Source organism: Nostoc sp., assembly GCF_036917195.1.
Lineage (GTDB): Bacteria > Cyanobacteriota > Cyanobacteriia > Cyanobacteriales > Nostocaceae > Nostoc.
Genome location: NZ_JBALDG010000063.1, coordinates 1 through 18,546, shown reverse-complemented (window position 1 = coordinate 18,546; position 18,546 = coordinate 1). Strand labels below are relative to the sequence as shown.

Genomic DNA, 18,546 nt, shown 5'->3' with positions numbered 1-18,546 from the left:
TCGCTTAATTTGTGATTTTTCTACTTTTTTGCTTTGGCTGTTCTCAACTCAGCTTCTCTGAGTTATTTTGTGCTTCTTAGTCTAAAGTCCAGTTAAAGCTCAACGGCAGCAATTAAGGGACTGACAAAAAATAAATTATCCAAAATTATCTGTACATTTGTAGGGTATCTTGGCCTTGCATTAGTATTAACTTAAGCTCAAATGCATGTCTCACAGGCGTTTTACCCCCTTAATCCTCCCAATGGATTGGGGGGATTAAGGAAATTTAGTTCCCTCCCCTTTCTAAGGCTACCGTGTATACACAAGTTGGATGTAAAGTAGGTGCAGAGGATTTTTGAGAAGCAAAAACTATGGATAATCCCATCTTAATTCACGCTTCAAGGAAAATTTTATTCAACTAACGGGACTTAAACATTTTTTCGGGATAAACAAGCCTCAAACCCATGCAGGGTAAGGGGAATACACCAAATGCTCAAAAATAGCCCAAACCCAGATATATCAATAAACTAAGCTTAACGATGTCAAAGTCTTTCTTTATATAGATTTGAGGCTCTTTTTTCGGTGTTTTTTGTCTAAGTCCCATTAACAACCTGCAGAATGTGGGTTAATCATTTGGTCACGGTTGATCTGATAAATTTCTACAATCACTTTTATTTCTCCCACCGTCAGGTTGTATTTGGGCAGTAATATTTGCCACCAATTCCACCTGTCCTCGTTGATTAATCATCCATCCAGTAGCTTCTAGTAATGGTGGTTGCCCTTTTATATCTGGTATTTTTCTATGGCTGATTTGCTCTGAAAGTTTATTTGGGGAATCTGCACTTACTCGCATATCCTGTAAAACTACCTGACCACGCAATACTTGGCGGGGGTCTTCTGGTAAACCTCCCCGTCCACTAATCACAAAATTCGCCTCTTCGTTGCTGGGACAACCTGCCATAATTTGATTTGCAGGGTCGGTAGGCACAGAAGGCAACTCTGTTAATCCTCTAGAGGGGTCAACATCTGGAGTATTAATATTAACGATGCCGTTGATGCCTAATTGAGAACTGACGGTGATATCACTGTTTGGAGTGAGTTTGTCATTAACTTGTAAGCCAAAAATACCTTGAGTAGTAATGTTGATATCCCCACCATTTCCTGCAAAAGCATTGGCGGTGATGTCGCTGTTTTCTTGCGGTACAGCAGTAATAAATTCACTATTAATATTGATATTGCCACCATTACCACCCCCACTATTTTCTGTTCCCGCACGGGTGGAAATTTGACTGTTATTTCGTAAAAGTAAATTATTGGCTACCTTCAGGTTGATGTTACCTCCTTGTCCAGAGACGCTGGTAGCAGTGATAGAACCTCGATTAAGAGAAATTGAACGGGCATCAATATTGACATCTCCAGCATTCCCTGTTCCTGAAGCGCTGACAGATATGGTTGCGCGATCGCCAATATTTAAGTCACCATTGGGAATGTTGATATTAATGTCTCCCCCGTTTCCCGAAGCAGTTTGAGCCGAAGAAGCAAATAAGCCTGAACCGAAACTCTGCTGTGAGGGGTCAATTAAATCAATGGACTCTAAAGCATTAACTGTTAAATCCCCAGCTTTTCCAGAACCAAAGGTAGTAGTAAATACCTGTGCGCCACCTTTGGCTGTAAGTTGACGTGCTGTTAAGTTAACATTGCCAGATTCGGAATTAGTTAATGTTCCCGTACCGATAAAAGAGTTATCTAACTCGAAAGTATTACTGCTATTAAGGGTAATATTCCCCCCTTTTCCTTGACCCAAGGCAGTAGTAGCAATTAATCCACTATTGCGGGTGATAAAATTTGGGGTTTGAATCACAACATTTCCGGCTTTACCTTGGCCTGCGCTCACAGCAACAATTCCCTGGTCAAAGTTAGTAGGGCTAAGAGTACCCGCATAAATTGGATTGATAATTTTTTCTTGCAAGTCTGCAAATCCATTTCCAGCAACTTCTACAGATTCGCTGGCGTTGATAGTGATATCACCTCCATTACCAGCACCAGCTGTAGAAGCGTTAATCCTACCGTTATCTAATTGCAGCCTGCGGGTATTAATTGTAATGGGTGCGCCGTTGCCTTGACCAACGGTAGCGGTGGTAATCTCTCCCCCTTGCCGGACAATCAACTGTCCAGTCGTAATATTCAAAGCCCCAGCATTACCAATCGGACTCAGTGAAGCCGTTGCGATGCTACTAGGAAAACTGCTATTGTCTGCGAAAGTCCCCACCACTTCTACTTTGTCGGTAGCGTTGAGATTTAATGTTGCTCCATTGCCCTCTCCTGTGGTCGCTGAGGAAACGATGGAACCATCACGGACATTTAGTTGTTTAACTGATAAAGTTAAGTTGCCTGCATTGCCCGTACCAGCTAGCGCCGCTGCATCGATTATCGACCTATTGGTGAGCGTTACATTATCGGCATTAATTGTCAAATCCCCGGCTTGCCCTGAACCAGCAGTTGCTGTTTGAATCCCGGCAAAATTCTGCAACAATATTTCTGTAGCATTAATTGTTAAATCTCCGCCATTACCTGACACTGGGAATGTGCTAATTCCACCTGCATCTCGAAGCACTAAGCGCCCAGTATTAACTGTCAGTTTGCCAGCGTTACCACTCCCAAAAGCATTTGTGCTTATACCTACTCCCGTTCCTTGAAGAATTTGACTCACTAATTGGCTAGGGGTAAGTATCGGGGTTGTGGGTTGACGACCGATAACTTCTACGGATTCTGAAGCATTGATTGTTAAGTTCCCAGCATTACCCGTCGTGTTTGCGTCAGTTCCAGTACCTATGGAAGTTGCTCTAAAAGGGAAAAAAGCTGTTGGATCTTGGCTAATGCTCAACCGTCGTGCATTGAGAGTAAAATCTCCAGCATCGCCGCTAGCACCAGTAGGCAGATTTACAGCCAACGCCGCATCAGAATTTGTACCAATATCGCTTGTCCGCATTACTACATCATCTGTTGCATTGAGAATCATATTTCCCCCTCGACCTTTACCCCTGGCTAAGGCGAAAATAGATGTAGTATTTAGAAAGATTGAGCGGGCAGTGAGGGTAATATCATTGCCTTTACCAGCACCTAAGTTGGCATTGACAATGCGGATATTTTTACCAGAGAGGATATCACCACTAGTAAATGTAATTTTCCCTGGTGTGTCTCCAATAGAAGCGATATTACCCGAACGAGGAAAATTGCCTAGGGCGTTGAGACTGAGATTACCTGCGGCTAGTAGTGAAATGTCTCCTGCTTGCTGTTGGGCATTAGCTAACAGATAATTAGTAGTGGTGATTCCACCTGCACTGCTGTTAATAGTGATGTTACCGCTATTAATGGAGTCGGTAATATTGGGTATGTTGAAAAACCCACTAATTAAATTACCAGTTGTAATATCATTGATAGCGTTTAGAGTAATGTTGCCACCATTGCCACTACTTTTTGCAGAGATAATAGATGCATCGGTAGTATTAATTTGACTATTTTGCCCAAACTTTCCTGATCTAATAGTGGCATTCTCGCCATTGGTGAAGATTTGGGAACTTGGGTTCATCAAAAATTGCGCTACTCCAGAATCTCTTTCGGTTGCGATCGCATTTTCATCGTTAATTTTGGCGTTAAAATTACCACCATTAAGAATGATACTGCGGTTGGGTGCAATGGTGAGCGATCGCCCCGCTTCTAAGTTAAAGTTATTTGCCCCAACGCCTGTGATATCATCATCAACAGTAATATCATTATTAGCTTGTAAACTAACATTATTAAGTGCTAGCGCTTGGCTCAAACTTTGACCACTAACAGTGCCCCCTGCTTGAATCAGAATATTTTTCGGGTCAAGCAGTAATGTACCAAAACCATTTTTTGCAGCACTAGTATCTACAGTACCAGCAAATTCCACCCTGCCACCTGATACTTCTACAAACCCACCATTCCCGGAATTTTTACTACCATGGGCGCTAATATTACCCTCAAAATGCGTCAAATCGTTTGCTTTAATAATTACAGTGCCGCCATTACCATTGTTAACAGCATCAGTATTAATCTTGGCATCATTTAATAAGCTTACCTGATTTCCTAAAAGCTGCACTGTTCCGCCTGGTACACTCAAGGAACCATTACTAGTAACAATATCTCCCTGTAAAGTCAGAGTTTGCCCAGTACCTATTGTTAAATTCCCTTGATTGCTAATTTCTGCCTGCTGTTGGTGTAAGGCATTAGAAAATAAAGCTATTGGTTGAATTATTAATAAATCACTTTTTTGAGGTTCAGTAGCACTAAATAACCCATTTTCTCCTAATTTAATTGCATTTGCAGTACTAGCCGTAAAAGAACCTGCAATATCTAACCGAGCATTTTTACCAAAAACAATCCCATTCGGATTAATCAAAAATAAATTTGCAGCACCATCTACACCTAATGTGCCCAAAATCTTAGATATATGGTTTCCTGTAACGCGAGTGAGGATGTTATTAATACCTGCTGGATTACTAAAATAAACCTGCTGCCCTTGATTAACATTAAACTCTTGAAAACTATGGAAAAGATTACCACCGCGAATTGCACCTCCACCAACTAATTCACGAATATTCTGAGGGGTAATGGTAGATTTTTCGGTTCCTAAAGTTTTATCAGGTATTATTTGAGCGTTAGCTGGGTGAGAATAGGTAAGAAAATAAATAAATATATTACTAAAAAAGAAGATTATGTATATTTTCAAATACCAATAGTACTGTATATAAGTTTTTACTACTTTCAACATGAGTCAACTTGTTTTTTATTCAAAGTTACACATCCCCGAATTTTTAAATAAGTCGGGTATCTTGAGAGCTTGTTTATTACAAATGATTTAAAATTGCTGTTTTATTAATAAAGTAATCACTAAAATACTCTCTATATAACCCACAACTAACTGTTGCAGTTTTATTTTCTAGATATATCAGCCCTAAACTTTTTAACTTAAATGCTACTTCTTGCTCTAAAGTAATCGGTACAGTTGACTTAATAACCTGTTGAAAACCATCAATCAAATCAGGATTTTGCAGAATAGAATGTAACTGATTGTGCAAATGCTCACTAAAAATTCCAGTATCATTCGTGGCATCTTGTAGTATATCGTCCACAGAAATTTGATGTTGAACGCTATGATAAAATGCCAGTCGCACCAAGTAAGGAAATCCTCCTGTAAGCGCCATTAATTGTTCAAATTGCAAAGCTGTAAGTTGGAGTTCGTGACGTTGTGCTAAATCCTCTAACTGCAATCTTGTAAAAGCAGGCAAATCAATAGCTAATCCTACATTAAAAGGAGATTTATTAATATCTAAATTAATATAAATATCGGTAGATTTAACAATCAATATTCGTAATTTTTGCCAAATTGATATATCTCTAGTTTCTTCATACCATGAGCGCAATAGCCCCAAGAAGTCACAAGTTAATTGAGGATATTCAAACAACTTATTCACTTCATCTAACGCTAAAATTAAGGAAGTATTGATTTCCTGTAAAACATACCCTTGAAAATAGATAGTACAGTTCATTAAATCACCCATATCCTCGTCCCAATATTCCTCTAGCTTCGACTTTATTCCTAACTGATGAGTAACATTTGCACAGAACCAGCGTAAAAATTTTTCTAATGAGCTAAAAACTTCTGTTTCAGCACGATGTAAACTTAACCTTACAGTATGATAACCATGCGAACTACCATAAGCAAGGATTCTAGTCATTAAAGAAGTTTTCCCCATCTTTCGCGGCGCTTTGATGTGGATAAACGCACGAGGTTGAAGAATTGCTTGATAACAGGCTTGTTCTAAACCCCGCTCAATATACAAGGTAGAAGAAAGCGGAACTTGTCCATCTGGAGGTTCTAAATTTATCTTTTGCCACATATGGGTAGGCTGAGATATTGTTTGCAAAGATGAATTATTTAGTCGTTGCTCCAGCACAGCACGACAATTAGTACGATTAACTTTCTCGCCAAGACTATTAGAAAGTAGTTGCCACAATTTAGGAGCAACCAATTGCCTAATATAGTTTTCTGAGTAATTGTTTTCTATAGCAATTTGTGCGTAATTTTTTTTTGTTTCCAATAGAGATGCTGACAAGACAGCTTTTTGAATAAATGAGAGCGATTTTCCTGTCTTATGATTAATTAATGTTTCAGTACATTCGATAATTTGTTCTATGCTCCTCATTTCTTTTCAAAAATAAAGGTATTTAAAGCTCTATATCCTAATACAGCAATTCTAAATTGTTTGTGACACTAAATATTTTTCTTACTTCTCTTCTCTGCGCTTCTCTTAGCACATGCATGAGATTCATTCTACAAATCAGAAATATTCAATGCTCCATTTTTCCTCAACCATTGCTTTTGTTGAGAGGTTAACCCAATAGCATCGGTAAATAGCGCTCCCTTAACGCGAGAACCGGAAAAATTTACCTCCTCTAATTGGCTATTTGTGAAATTTGCGTGTCTTAAATCACTATCACTCAAATTTGCTCCATTTAGAACCGCCTCCTCTAAATTGGCATTAAATAAAGAAGCTAACTTTAAATCAGCACCACTCAAGTCTGCATTAAATAAACTAGCTAACTCCAAGGCAGCTTGACGTAAAATTGCATCACTCAAATCTGCACTACTCAAGTCCGCTTTAATTAAATCTGATTCTGTTAAGTCACCTCCCTTTAAAATAGTATCCTGTAATTGCGCTCCTTCCAAATCGACTCGTTGTAAAGAAGCAGCACATAAAATCGCCCCTTCCCAGTTGGATTGGCGAAGATTGGCATCATCAAACTTAGCGCCAGTGCAATCTGTGGCTTTGAAAATTGCTTTAAACAAATTTGCCCCAGTTAAGTCTGCTTGAGTCAAACAAGCATTTTCTAAATCAGTATCTGTTAAATTTGCCTCTCGTAAGCAGACAGAATCAAGCTTGGCATAATTTAAGTGAGCACCGCTTAAGTTCGCTCTAATTAGAGTAGCGTGACTCAAGTTTGCCCACAATAAACTCACATTTAATAGATTTGCATTTTGCAAATTGGCTTTTTGGAGGTCTGCTCGATTTAAGTCTGTCCAAACCAGCGTAGCACAACTTAAGTTAGCCTCATTGAGATTGGCACTACTGAGGTTAGCATAGCTGAAATCAACACTACTGAAATCAACACCCTGTAAAGAAATCTGGCTTAAATTCAGGTGTTGAAAATCTCTTTCCTTAGCTGCATAGCGCTTGAGAATTTCTTGGGCAATCATTGTTTTAAGCAAATTTAATTAACAATAATCTACCGCCTACAACGAATTCTCATCCAATATAACAATATTTAATTAATAATTTATACTTAATTCTTTGTTATTAAGATTAACATAATTTAACTAAATACATGAATTATATTTATTGAGAAATTATATAGATATGTATAGAAGTAATATGTATGACATTGTATATTCAAAGTTGTAATACTTATATATTGACAAAAAACTAGTTTGTGAAGCGGTAAGTAAAAATATCTCATAGTAGAGATAAAGATATGACATTTATGTACTTGTTTGATTTCAAATGAAAATGCTTTAATAAACTGTTAGAGTCAGGGGATTTGCAAAAATCCAAGTCTTAAACCTCAAACTCAACATTTTTTTGACAATGCTTAACAAGCTATTGCTGCAACTTTAGATTTTCGACAACATCTGTATGCGATCCCTCAAAACAAAAAGCTACACTCAGAGGCTGTTGAGGAGCAAAGTTACCCCATTGAAGTGATTATGCTGAGACCAAAACAGACTTAAGCGCCTGTTTTACTACTGTTAAACGGAATGGGACCTTTAACAGGTTTGGGAGCTTTTGAGGTAGCCTGTCAGATGTTCCAGAACAGTAAGGAAATTGTTCTGTTTCAAGGTTGTTCACTGCCTAATCAAACTACCGCCATTCAACAAAAGATTCAAATTGGTGCATCTCGAGAACCAGATTTAGCGATCATGCTGGCGATCGCTATCTGAGAAGAATGCAGTATATTTTCTATAGCACATCCTAAATCATTTGTGAAAAATTAAATTCCTGACAACTTTTACGAAGTCGGGGATCTGGACAGCGAGAATTTTCACAAATCAGATAGGATTGCTATATACATGTTCAATTATTAACGCTTTGTTTTATACACCAATTATCACATCTGATGCTTTGATAATTGCTTGTGCTTGTTTTCCTGGCTGAAGCTGAAGATTATCTACAGACTCCTTAGTAATGATTGCAGTTATCTCTATACCTGGTGCAATTTCTAGTGTAATTTCGCTATTAATGGCTCCAGTTTGAACTGCCTTAACAGTTCCTTTTAATGTATTACGAGCGCTAATTTCCATATTCTGGTACTCCTTAATAGTTAAACGTTTTGTTGGAATTTGGGATTGTACAAAAAGGTCGGCGAAGCAGCTTTTTAGTGATCTTGATTTCGTTTGATTCAAACACCACAAAGTGCTTAACCAACTCGAAAAAACGCCGCTTATCAAAAATGCCTTGAATTAGCACCTCTAGTTCAGTTGCACTCTTGGCAGGAAAGTCTTCGCCATCAATCGTGCGCCAAGGTAAAAACTCCTCCCAGTCCGAGGTTAATGTACCGATTCGGGCCCGACTTCCATAAGTAATAATTAGGAATGTATTGTAGGAAAACAGCTTTGGTATTTGTTGACAGTAGGTCTGAATTTGTTGATAACCTTCTTTGAAAGTGGACTGTTCATCAGTTGGCTGAATCGAGACAATAACCGCCAAGGGTAAACCGTTGATAAAGACGACTACATCAGGACAGTGAGTATAACTTCCCTCAACTACACTCAAGGGATGAATCGCTAGCCAATCATTGTTCAGTAAATTATACGGATCAATCAGCCACACTTTGTCATGAACTATTTCTTCGTTATACAGGTATTCAACTTCCACACCATTGGTCAATAATTTGTGAAAGCAATAGTTATTTTTTGGCAAGTCGGAACTTCCTGTGTAAGTAACCTGATGGATGGCTGCGGCGATCGCCTCATCAGATTTTGTGGGGTTAATTTTCTGCAAAGCACTATGAAGGCGCTGATACAAAACCACATCACTATAACTGTTGCGTCCTATCTGATGCTTACCCAAAGCAATATTTGGCTCTAACAAAACTGTGTAGCCAATAACCTCGAACCAGGTGAGCAAAGATGGTGCAATGGCTTCTCTGCGAGACGCTACAGGAACACGTGCCACAGGCATCGCAGATTGTGTGAAATTAAAACGGCGGCGAAGCTTTTTTGAAACACGACTCGTTTTAGCAGTTGTTTTTTTTAGCTGTGCTGGATTCATCAACAGTAGAAGACTTAATTTAAGTCAACGCAGAAGCTAGTGCTTAGTTACTGGCATCGGTTGGTATATTCTTGATGAAGTATACGGTTTGATAGTAACTATCAAAGCTGAAGTTGATCTGGAAGATTGTATCTTGTGCTACGTATTACCAATATTATTGGTAATATTGTGATGAACAGTTAGAGTTAGCTCTGTTTAATGCTTAACCTTTGTTTCTTGCTCTAAAAACAGGTTGCCAATATCAAATAAAAGTTGCATGGTACCTTGATAGCCAACCTTGGTGAGCCGACCATGATCTAAGCGGTCAAAAATGGGAATCCCTTGAGGATAGAGAGGAATTTTTAAGCGTTGAGCGATCGCCACTCCATGAGAGTTGGTAATTAGCAAATCAGACCCAACCGCCAGTTGCTCAAAGTCTTCCAAATCGCCGATGGTGATACTTTTAATCGGAAGTTTTTCCAGCAGAGGAAAGCGTGTTGTTGTCACCGCTGCATGAATCTGAACTCCGAGCGATCGCATGAAAGAAACTGTTGACCAAAGTAAATCTGGTTCCAGCGCTAGAGAAACTCGCTTGCAACCAAAGTAAAAGTGATTCTCCAACATCACATGTTGTAGCTGACGGCGTTGACGGCGGTATTTCTTAGGTACGCTGACACCACTGATATCCGTTAATGCTTGCAGGAATTTATCTACTGCTGTTAGTCCCGTCAGTTCACTAAATACCTCGTAAGGTATATTGAATCTCTTATCCAAAATTTGCGCCCCAGCCCGCATACTCTCACCTAATGCCAAAGTGAATACAGAACTGCCGATTGAGCGCAACTGTGCCAAAGTAGTGCCATTAGCTGTGATGGCAGTAGAGGAATCTTCTATATGACTATTTAGTGAGCCAGAAAGGTCAGGTACAACAATAGGTACGAGTCCAAAGGAAGTGACAATCTCTTTGATTTCCTGTACATCTCCTGGTGTGAAGGCAGAACTCGCCAAAATAGTGATTTGTGTAGGACAAGCGTCTTGCTTGGAGCTTTTTTGGGGGATTTCCCTGACTATACTCTCAACTGCACCAGCAAAGCCATCCTGTAATGTACCTTTAAAATCTGGTGTAGAGACAAGCACAATTGGTAAGTAATCTAGTTCTGGGTGACGGTAGCGAATCTCCTTAACAAAACGCCCCATGTCATCTCCTCTGGTTTCCACGAGTCCAGTGCTACAAAGACCGATAATTTCTGGTTTGGATCTCTGCACCAAAGTCAAGATTGCTTGTTCAACTCTTTCCTCACCACCCAAAATGGTTGCAACTTCTGTCATTGCTGTACTGGAAAGGGGAATCGCCTGACGCAAATGCTGTACTAATACTGCCTTAGTTAAAGCAGTACAACCTTGAGAACCATGTAATAAAGGCATCATTCCCTTCAACCCCAAAAAGGCTAAAACTGCACCTACAGTTTGGCTTTGCTTCAGGGGATTAACTGCAACTGATGTACTCGTAACGCTAATAATCGCCATCAAACGTCCTCCTCTAAAAAATTTCCTGCTTCCTCATCCTCTGACCACGGGGCTGGCTGGCATACTTGCTCCCACACAGGGTTGTAAAAAGCGGCATACAGTTCTTGTGTCACCTCTAAAATTCCTATGTAGCCTGCATAGGGATGGTTGCGTTCTTGATTAATGTCTAGGAATGCAATCCTAGCTGTGAGAGAGGCGTCTTGATGACGTTTATCAGCAATTAACATATCAGCTTGATTTTCGTTAATTATCTGTAGGATTTCTTGAGGACTATTTTGTTCTAAAATTATGCCATCCTGACCCAGCAAAGTTTTGACTCTAATTCTATCTTCCTCAATATTATTCTTACTAAGAATAGCAATAACTTTCATCCCCAATCTCTTAGCCGCAAAGATAATCAACCAACTCTTGAAATTTCCAATAGAAAGGATAATGCGCTTACCTTGCAATTGGGTGATATAAAGAGCGAGTTTCTTTTCTAAAGCAGCAGTTTCTTCTGCAATTAGTTTTTCTGTACGTTCTTGCAAATCAGGATGACCCAACTTTGCGGCAATATTCCTTAGGCACTGATTGATTTGCTCTATGCCATAAATAGACTCTTCAATATAGGGAATGCCATATTGTTTCTCCATGCTTTTTGCCATGTTGATTAGTGCTCTGGAGAAGAGGATCACATTAAGCTTGGCACGATGGGCATAACAAACTTCTTTATAGACAGCATCACCTGTAATTTTTGCCAAAACTCGAATACCTAATTTCTCCAATAACGGTAGAACGTTCCATATTGCACCTGCGATGTTATATTCACCAATTAGGTTAATGTCATAGGGTGTACTAGTATCTGGTTCAGCTGTTCCAATAACATGTAAAAGCATTGCTTCACCAGCAACACGGTTGCCCAAATTTTGGTTTCCAATGAATCCAGGGCAATGTACAGGAATAGTGGGTATTCCTGTTTTCTCGGTGGCATCTTTGCAAACTCCCTCGATGTCATCCCCAATCAGGGCGGTGATACAAGTGGAGTAAACAAATACCGCCGCAGGTTTGTAGCGTCTTTGTAATTCTAAAATGCCTTTGTACAGCTTTTTGGCTCCACCGAAGATGATATCGTTCTCATCGATGTCGCTGCTAAAGCGTATCTTGTACAACATTGAATCAGACGAGAGACTGCTATAACTTCCCCAAATACTGGCAGCACAACCACTTGGTCCGTGGACTACATGAGCAGCATCAGTGATTGGTACTAGAGTAATCATTGCACTATCAAAAGCGCAACTCCCTTGAGTAGTGCCAGGTTGGGGTAATTGTGTGGAAGACTTTTTTTTCTTTTGTATCTGCTGCTGACGAGCATCTTCAGAATTTGAGTCACTGAGTGAATCGTTGATTTTTCCTGGGGTGGGATTCATTTGTTTGCTGACAATAGGTAGAAGTTATTAGGTGTTAACTGAATTCCCAAAGGCTTTTATAGGATTTTTATCTATTTACTGTGTATCTAAAGTATGAAATAAAAGGGAATGAGAAAGAGAATTTCCCATTCCCTAAAACATCAACATCAACTAGGTTAGAGAAGGAGAAAACAAAAACACGAACTAGACTATTAAAGTATTAATCTTGCCCTGTGCGTGTTAGTATATTAGTGTTAGCACGAGAAAGCTGAAACACACAGAAGTTAAGATTAGCTATTCGATTACCTCCATTTTAAACGATTAGTGAAAGAGTGGGCAAGAATAGCCCACCTTATATTTCCTCTGTATTTAGTACCTGATTCTGAATAAGAACCTTACTTCTTCTAACTACCAGCAACAATCTCTACGTTGCCTTTTTTCAGCGCTTCTAGTGCTTCGCCTTCAGCATCTTCTAGCTTCTTCTCACCATCTGCTTGAGCGTTAGCAGCACCTATCAGTTTTGCAGCATTTTCTTCGCTTTCGAGAATACCAAATTCAATCAACAAATCTTCTAGCTCGTCCATCTCAATAGGTGTGGGAACGGCAAGATTTGTATTGTTGATAATCTTGTCTGCTAATGTCCGGTATTGATTAGCTTGATTGCTATCGGGTGCGTACTCGTTGACAGTCATCCGTCGCAATTCTGCGTGTTGCACAATGTTGTCGCGGGGAACAAAGTGAATCATCTGAGTACTCAATCTGGCCGCCAATGTGCTAATCAGTTCGTCTTCTCTATCAGTATTACGACTGTTACAAATTAGACCTCCCAAACGCACGCCGCCAGTATGGGCGTACTTGAGAACACCGCGAGAGATGTTATTAGCAGCAAACATCGCCATCATTTCACCGGAGGTAACGATGTAGATTTCTTGGGCTTTACCTTCACGAATTGGCATGGCGAAACCACCGCACACAACGTCGCCCAATACGTCGTAGGATACAAAATCTACATCTGAATAAGCGCCGTTTTCTTCAAGGAAGTTGATGGCGGTGATGATACCGCGACCGGCACAACCTACACCAGGTTCAGGACCACCAGATTCCACACATTTGATATCTCGGAAACCATTGATAACTACTTCTTCAAGTTCGATATCTTCCACAGCACCTCGTTCAGCAGCGAGGTGCAACACGGTGGTTTGAGCTTTACAGTGCAGAATCAAACGGGTAGAGTCAGCTTTGGGGTCACATCCCACAATCAAAATCCGCTTACCCACTTCTGCCATAGCAGCAAGGGTGTTTTGGGAAGTGGTAGATTTACCAATACCACCTTTACCGTAAAAAGCAATCTGTCTAATTTTTTCGTCGGACATGATGATTGATCCTGTGATTGTTTGTTTGCTGAGTCTGTCTATTTATAAGGTGTTGGTACTTTCTACCCACCGGAGGTGATCGCGCTGTAAAATTACAGCAGTGACCTTATGTAGAACGTCATTGGAGGTGCTCGTTCTACAGCAAAAAGAGTCTGAATCCAGAACATATTCAAGTTTGAGTCAGTTTTCGTTGCCCATTAGTCATTATTTTTTTTGACTAATGGCTAGATCAATAAGGCATTACTCAAGGAATATTGCAAGTATTACCATCCGCTCACTCAAATGATTTCTCTGGCGGTAGTAATACCAATTGGAAAAAAGAAAGCTACAGATTCCAAGCTGGAAACCCAGATTAAATCCAAATTTCTTAATTACGTTAGCGTAGCGGTAGCGAGTCCGCGTCCTTTGCGCGTCTTGTAGAGAGCGTCATTACGTACTTTACTTCTCCCGGAGGCAAGTATTACGAATTACGAATTGGCATAACTCTATATCTTCTTTCTTCAGCATTATCAGTTGTTGTAATCGTCTGAAGGTTGCTCATACCTAAAGAGTAGTTGCAACAGGAATTTAAATTTACGCCAAGTTTTCCTTTAACCACACAACCAACTAAGCATTGCAATCTACTCTAAACAGTCGCTACAACTTCTCCGATTTTACTGATATCGTAACCGCCGAGAATTTCAAATTGTGAGTGAACCAGCCGATGTCCTAAAGTACTAAGCAACTGCTGTACTGGTGCTTCTTCTAGATATTCCTTGAGAATCACTAAATCGTATCTTGATTGATGTAGGGGAACAAATCCCAGCCCAAAGGCGGTAGCTATAGATGCCGTACTAATACCTGCATCCACAACTCCTAATCCTACAGCTTGGGCAACATCTTGGTGATTTTTGACAATATGGTCAAAGCCTTGGACAGCATGGAACGGTATCTGCTGCTCTTGCAGTGTTTGTTCCAAAAGCATACGACTACCGGAACCTATTTCGCGGTTGACAATAGTGGCTCCCCCTTGTACCAAGTCGCTAACTGTTCTGATTCTCCTTGGGTTACCAGACTTTACCAAAAGTCCCTCCTCCCATACACCAAGGGTAATCAGAACTGCTTCCCTCCCAGCTAGAACATTTCGAACAAAGGGAGTGTTATACTCACCAGTCTTAGCATCATACAAGTGCATCCCGGCAATGTGCGCTTCACCTTGGCATAGACTATATAATGCAGCCATGCTGTTGGCGAAGTTAAATTGGACTCGCAGTTGGGGATGCCAACGTTCAGTTGCTCTCGCCCATAGTGAAATCACAGGCGCACAGCCAGCAATCACAATTGTGTTGTGAAGGGTATCCAAATTATCGTCTAGAAGCCGCACTTGAACTTTATCTGTACCTATGCGGCTTTTATCCTCACTCGCCAGATACCTTGCGGGAACCCCGGCAACTGCTTCACCGTCGGCCGGAATCATATCTTGGCGAAAAGCATCTTTGCCAATCAAGGGATAAGCTATCCATTGTCCTCCTACGCGAGCCAGACTGACTCGTAGCGGCTGACCATAGGCAACAGGCTTGGCAAGAACGGCTTCAATTTTAGGTAAATCCCGCTCTAACCAGAATAGATCCTCAACTTGACAGCCAAGCGCTTTGGCCAAACGAAGTGTTATGGCAACTGAGGGAGCATATTGTCCCGACTCTACACCACTAATAGTCTGACGAGTAACACTAGCGATGTTAGCCAAATCTTGTTGGCTCATGCCTAAGCGAGTTCTAATCGACTTCAAGTTATTACGGAGATCACTATCCTGCTTCATTGGCTTTGTCTGTTAATTTCAAAAAGCCGTAGCGGATTTAACAAAGCATCTGCCAAGGCGAAAGTCTGATCTTTGAGTTTACATCATTTCTCTCTGAAGACTTCTTGTGCTTTCGCTTTCTTGATTCCCCATATAAAAAGACTATCACACAAATTGCCAATTTGCTTGCCTAGCGCAAATTATTTTTGCGGGTGGTTGCTTTTTAGTATCTTTAATAAGTATCTATTTTACTAATGTACTGAACTTTCTGTTTAGCGATCGCCTCCGGCAGAGTAAAGCATCATCACTCGTTTTTGTCCGACTTCAGAAAATCGCGTTGCTTCCTGCTTAACTTATAGACGTAGGAACTTTTGTTGAATCAGGCAAGCATTTTCAATGAAATAATGCTCTACTTTCGGTCAATTTTAGAAGATTTTCCTGATCAGTGAACAGGAAAAAACAAACGTTATCAGATGAGCGATGCAGCATTAAGCACATTTTCAGTATTTTTTACTTAAAGCCCCTGATTTTTTGCCCATCAAAAATCAATGGCACTCAAGAAAGGGCATAACAATGCTCAAAGCTTGTTTGGCATAGATTAGATTCCAAGCGATAACCAAATTCGAGATTTTTTGGATGAGGTGGAACCAGATAAAGTATTTCTGGTTTTTTGTGATGTATTACTTGGTAGAGCGTTGTCTTTAATAATTTGTTTTAAATAGCTACACATACCTTAAATTCAACATTCAGAAGCATTCTCTCCGGCTTCCTACTTACATCAGTTAGTTTTACTCTCAATTATTGATAACCATTCTCATAATGAGAATTACTGTAAAAACCTTCCTAGATTGTATTTTGACGTACTGCCATATTGTGTCAGAACTTTAAGGAACTATTTAAACAGGTGGTTTTATTTACAAATTTTAATACATCTTGGAAGCATCTGCTTTCTCTCTGTGGTGATATCTTGACTTTTGTACGTTATTGCACTACAATTATATTACATACACATATTACTCCTAATAGTAGTTCTTCAGCTTCACGAAAATTGAGGGAGCCAAATGAAAGACATACAACATTTAAATTGCTACAACTAACTAAGTAATAGGTTATAAAGCATAGCGATGATTATCAATGCCCTATGCCCAATCCAAAATCTAAAATGTAAAATCCAAAAAAGAAGAAATTATGCCATACGAAAATTTAGAAATTACCACACCAATACCCGTATTTTCTTGGGCAAATCACTTTTTAGGTTCAGAAGAAACTAAGATGGCAAAGAATGTGGCATCGTTACCATTTGTGTTTAAGCACGTGGCATTAATGCCAGATGTTCACTTAGGAAAAGGTGCCTTAGTTGGTTCAGTAATTGCGACCAAAGAGGCAATTATCCCAGCTGCTGTCGGTGTAGATATTGGTTGTGGAATGAGCGCTATAAAGACAGCATTTACCGCTGAACAACTGGAAGGTAAACTGAAGAAAATCCGCCTGGATATTGAAGCAGCAATTCCTACTGGATTTCAGGAAAACAAAGATATTGAAAAATCTGTCACCAACTGGCAACGCTGGGATGATTTCAAAGATTTGCATCGCGGCGTGCAAGACCTACAAAGTAAAGCAATGAAACAGATGGGTTCTCTCGGTGGAGGAAACCACTTTATTGAAGTGTGCCTTGATACAGAAAATCAAGTATGGTTGATGCTGCATTCTGGTTCGCGCAATATTGGCAATAAATTAGCCCAGTGGCACATTCATACAGCTAAGGAATTAGCAAAGATGGCAGGTAATAAATTGCCTGACCCTGATTTGGCTCACTTTGTCGCTGGTACGCCAGAATTCCAAGCATATTGGTACGATTTGCAATGGTCACAAGACTATGCACGTGTCAACCGCGATGTAATGATGGCGCGTTTTAAGCACATAGTTGAGAAGCATTTAACAGGTGGGAAGGCAATTAAACCTTTATTGCAGGTTAATTGTCATCACAATTATGCTGAAAAAGAAGTGCATTTTGATGAGGATGTATATGTTACTCGTAAGGGTGCAGTTCGCGCCCAGACTGAAGACTATGGGATTATCCCTGGTTCGATGGGGGCAAAATCTTTCATTGTTAAGGGTAAAGGTAATGCCCAGAGCTTCTGTTCTTGTTCCCACGGTGCCGGACGTTTGATGTCAAGAAATAAGGCGAAAAATGTCTATACACTTAATGATTTAATTGAGCAAACAAATGGTGTAGAATGCCGTAAAGATGAGGGTGTATTAGATGAAATTCCTGGTGCTTATAAGCCGATAGAACAAGTGATGGAAAATCAAGCAGATTTGGTTGAAGTTGTAGCAACACTCAAGCAAATTCTTTGTGTTAAGGGCTAAATTTATGTAAAGTGGGCAATGCCCACTTTTTTATTTTTTAAACGCAGGACACGCTTTCTAAGTCGATTGAACAATCATCGGTGACAGGTTTAAATAATCTTATACCAATTCTCCGTGAGCTTGCACTTAATGGTTACTCCTTCTGTCTTGGCGTACTTGGCGGTTCGTTTAATAACTAAGTGCATCTTCAGAGCGAATCTGAATATTGTGAATATTGGGGACAAACTTACGATAAATGGGTAAGCACTAGTGCTATGTGTCGCGCGTTACAAAGACAAAATTTGACACAAAAAAAAAGACACTGCGTAGCAGTCAATGTGCTACGGAAAGAGTCCAAACGCTAAGGTGCGAATTTTGGAAGAAAGTTAAAGCTATATACCCAGAAAACTTGGTTTTCATCGATGAAATGGGTGTTTTACTTGGTTTAACACGAACTCATGCTCGCAGCCCGTGTGGGCAAAGAGCGTATGATTTAAAACCATTTTATAGAGGTGCGAAAGTAACGGTTATTGGAGCAATAAGCTTAAAAAAAGTTTTAGCTGTCATCACAATGAATGGCTCAATGGATGGAAATGCATTTGAAGTATTTATACAAAAATGTTTGCTCCCTCAATTATGGACGGGTGCTGTAGTTGTTATGGATAATGTGCCATCTCACAAAGTAGCTTCAATTGAACCATTGATTCTATCGTTGGGTGCCAGTGTTCTCAATAGACTTGTCGCTAAATAAGAATAAAAAATTATGAAATGCTATTGTGGATTTCACTCTGGCAATTTATGCAGCCATCAAGTAGAAATTCCAT

At 39.9% G+C, this 18,546-nt stretch carries 12 protein-coding genes; 3 read left to right on the top strand and 9 right to left on the bottom strand.

The genetic code is table 11. From position 1 onward, the window contains the following. Nucleotides 1-616: 616 nt before the first annotated feature. The 3 genes from V7K40_RS19655 to V7K40_RS19645 form a co-directional block, all read right to left on the bottom strand. Nucleotides 617-4,774 carry a filamentous hemagglutinin N-terminal domain-containing protein gene (locus V7K40_RS19655; RefSeq protein WP_334962587.1) on the bottom strand — a complete coding sequence of 1,386 codons (4,158 nt, stop codon included), beginning with the start codon at nucleotides 4,772-4,774 and terminating at the stop codon, nucleotides 617-619. Nucleotides 4,775-4,850: 76 nt separating this feature from the next. Beyond that, nucleotides 4,851-6,209 carry an AAA-like domain-containing protein gene (locus V7K40_RS19650; protein ID WP_334962585.1) on the bottom strand — a complete coding sequence of 453 codons (1,359 nt, stop codon included), beginning with the start codon at nucleotides 6,207-6,209 and terminating at the stop codon, nucleotides 4,851-4,853. A 128-nt stretch (nucleotides 6,210-6,337) separates the two neighbouring features. After that, nucleotides 6,338-7,261 (bottom strand): pentapeptide repeat-containing protein, encoded by a 924-nt coding sequence (locus V7K40_RS19645; RefSeq protein WP_334962583.1) that lies wholly within the window; start codon nucleotides 7,259-7,261, stop codon nucleotides 6,338-6,340. A gap of 558 nt (nucleotides 7,262-7,819) precedes the next feature. Between V7K40_RS19645 and V7K40_RS19640 the strand changes: the two genes are divergently transcribed. Further along, nucleotides 7,820-8,002 (top strand): hypothetical protein, encoded by a 183-nt coding sequence (locus tag V7K40_RS19640; protein WP_334962581.1) that lies wholly within the window; start codon nucleotides 7,820-7,822, stop codon nucleotides 8,000-8,002. Nucleotides 8,003-8,155: 153 nt separating this feature from the next. Here V7K40_RS19640 and V7K40_RS19635 read toward each other — a convergent pair whose 3' ends face one another. The 6 genes from V7K40_RS19635 to V7K40_RS19610 all read right to left on the bottom strand — a co-directional run bounded on the left by V7K40_RS19635 (nucleotide 8,156) and on the right by V7K40_RS19610 (nucleotide 15,394). Then, nucleotides 8,156-8,362, bottom strand: a complete 207-nt coding sequence (locus V7K40_RS19635) for a molybdopterin-binding protein (protein ID WP_334962578.1) — start codon at nucleotides 8,360-8,362, stop codon at nucleotides 8,156-8,158. 13 nt (nucleotides 8,363-8,375) lie between these two features. Next, nucleotides 8,376-9,242, bottom strand: a complete 867-nt coding sequence (locus V7K40_RS19630; protein WP_334962577.1) for a type I restriction endonuclease — start codon at nucleotides 9,240-9,242, stop codon at nucleotides 8,376-8,378. 285 nt (nucleotides 9,243-9,527) lie between these two features. Further along, on the bottom strand, nucleotides 9,528-10,838 hold the full coding sequence (gene nifN, locus V7K40_RS19625; RefSeq protein ID WP_334962575.1) for a nitrogenase iron-molybdenum cofactor biosynthesis protein NifN: 1,311 nt from the start codon (nucleotides 10,836-10,838) through the stop codon (nucleotides 9,528-9,530). Next, nucleotides 10,838-12,244 (bottom strand): nitrogenase iron-molybdenum cofactor biosynthesis protein NifE, encoded by a 1,407-nt coding sequence (gene nifE, locus V7K40_RS19620; protein WP_334962573.1) that lies wholly within the window; start codon nucleotides 12,242-12,244, stop codon nucleotides 10,838-10,840. Before nifE ends, nifN begins: the two co-directional genes overlap by 1 nt. A gap of 383 nt (nucleotides 12,245-12,627) precedes the next feature. After that, nucleotides 12,628-13,596 carry a nitrogenase iron protein gene (gene nifH / locus V7K40_RS19615; RefSeq protein ID WP_298916780.1) on the bottom strand — a complete coding sequence of 323 codons (969 nt, stop codon included), beginning with the start codon at nucleotides 13,594-13,596 and terminating at the stop codon, nucleotides 12,628-12,630. 625 nt (nucleotides 13,597-14,221) lie between these two features. Then, entirely contained in the window at nucleotides 14,222-15,394 is a 1,173-nt protein-coding gene (locus V7K40_RS19610) for a substrate-binding domain-containing protein (RefSeq protein WP_334962570.1), read from the bottom strand. Nucleotides 15,395-16,561: 1,167 nt separating this feature from the next. Between V7K40_RS19610 and V7K40_RS19605 the strand changes: the two genes are divergently transcribed. Together V7K40_RS19605 and V7K40_RS19600 are read left to right on the top strand one after the other, a co-directional pair. Continuing rightward, nucleotides 16,562-17,743 carry an RtcB family protein gene (locus V7K40_RS19605; RefSeq protein ID WP_334962568.1) on the top strand — a complete coding sequence of 394 codons (1,182 nt, stop codon included), beginning with the start codon at nucleotides 16,562-16,564 and terminating at the stop codon, nucleotides 17,741-17,743. A gap of 388 nt (nucleotides 17,744-18,131) precedes the next feature. Next, the gene (locus V7K40_RS19600; RefSeq protein WP_334962566.1) at nucleotides 18,132-18,473 is read left to right on the top strand and encodes a transposase; all 342 of its coding nucleotides are present in this window, start codon (nucleotides 18,132-18,134) and stop codon (nucleotides 18,471-18,473) included. Nucleotides 18,474-18,546 lie beyond the last annotated feature (73 nt).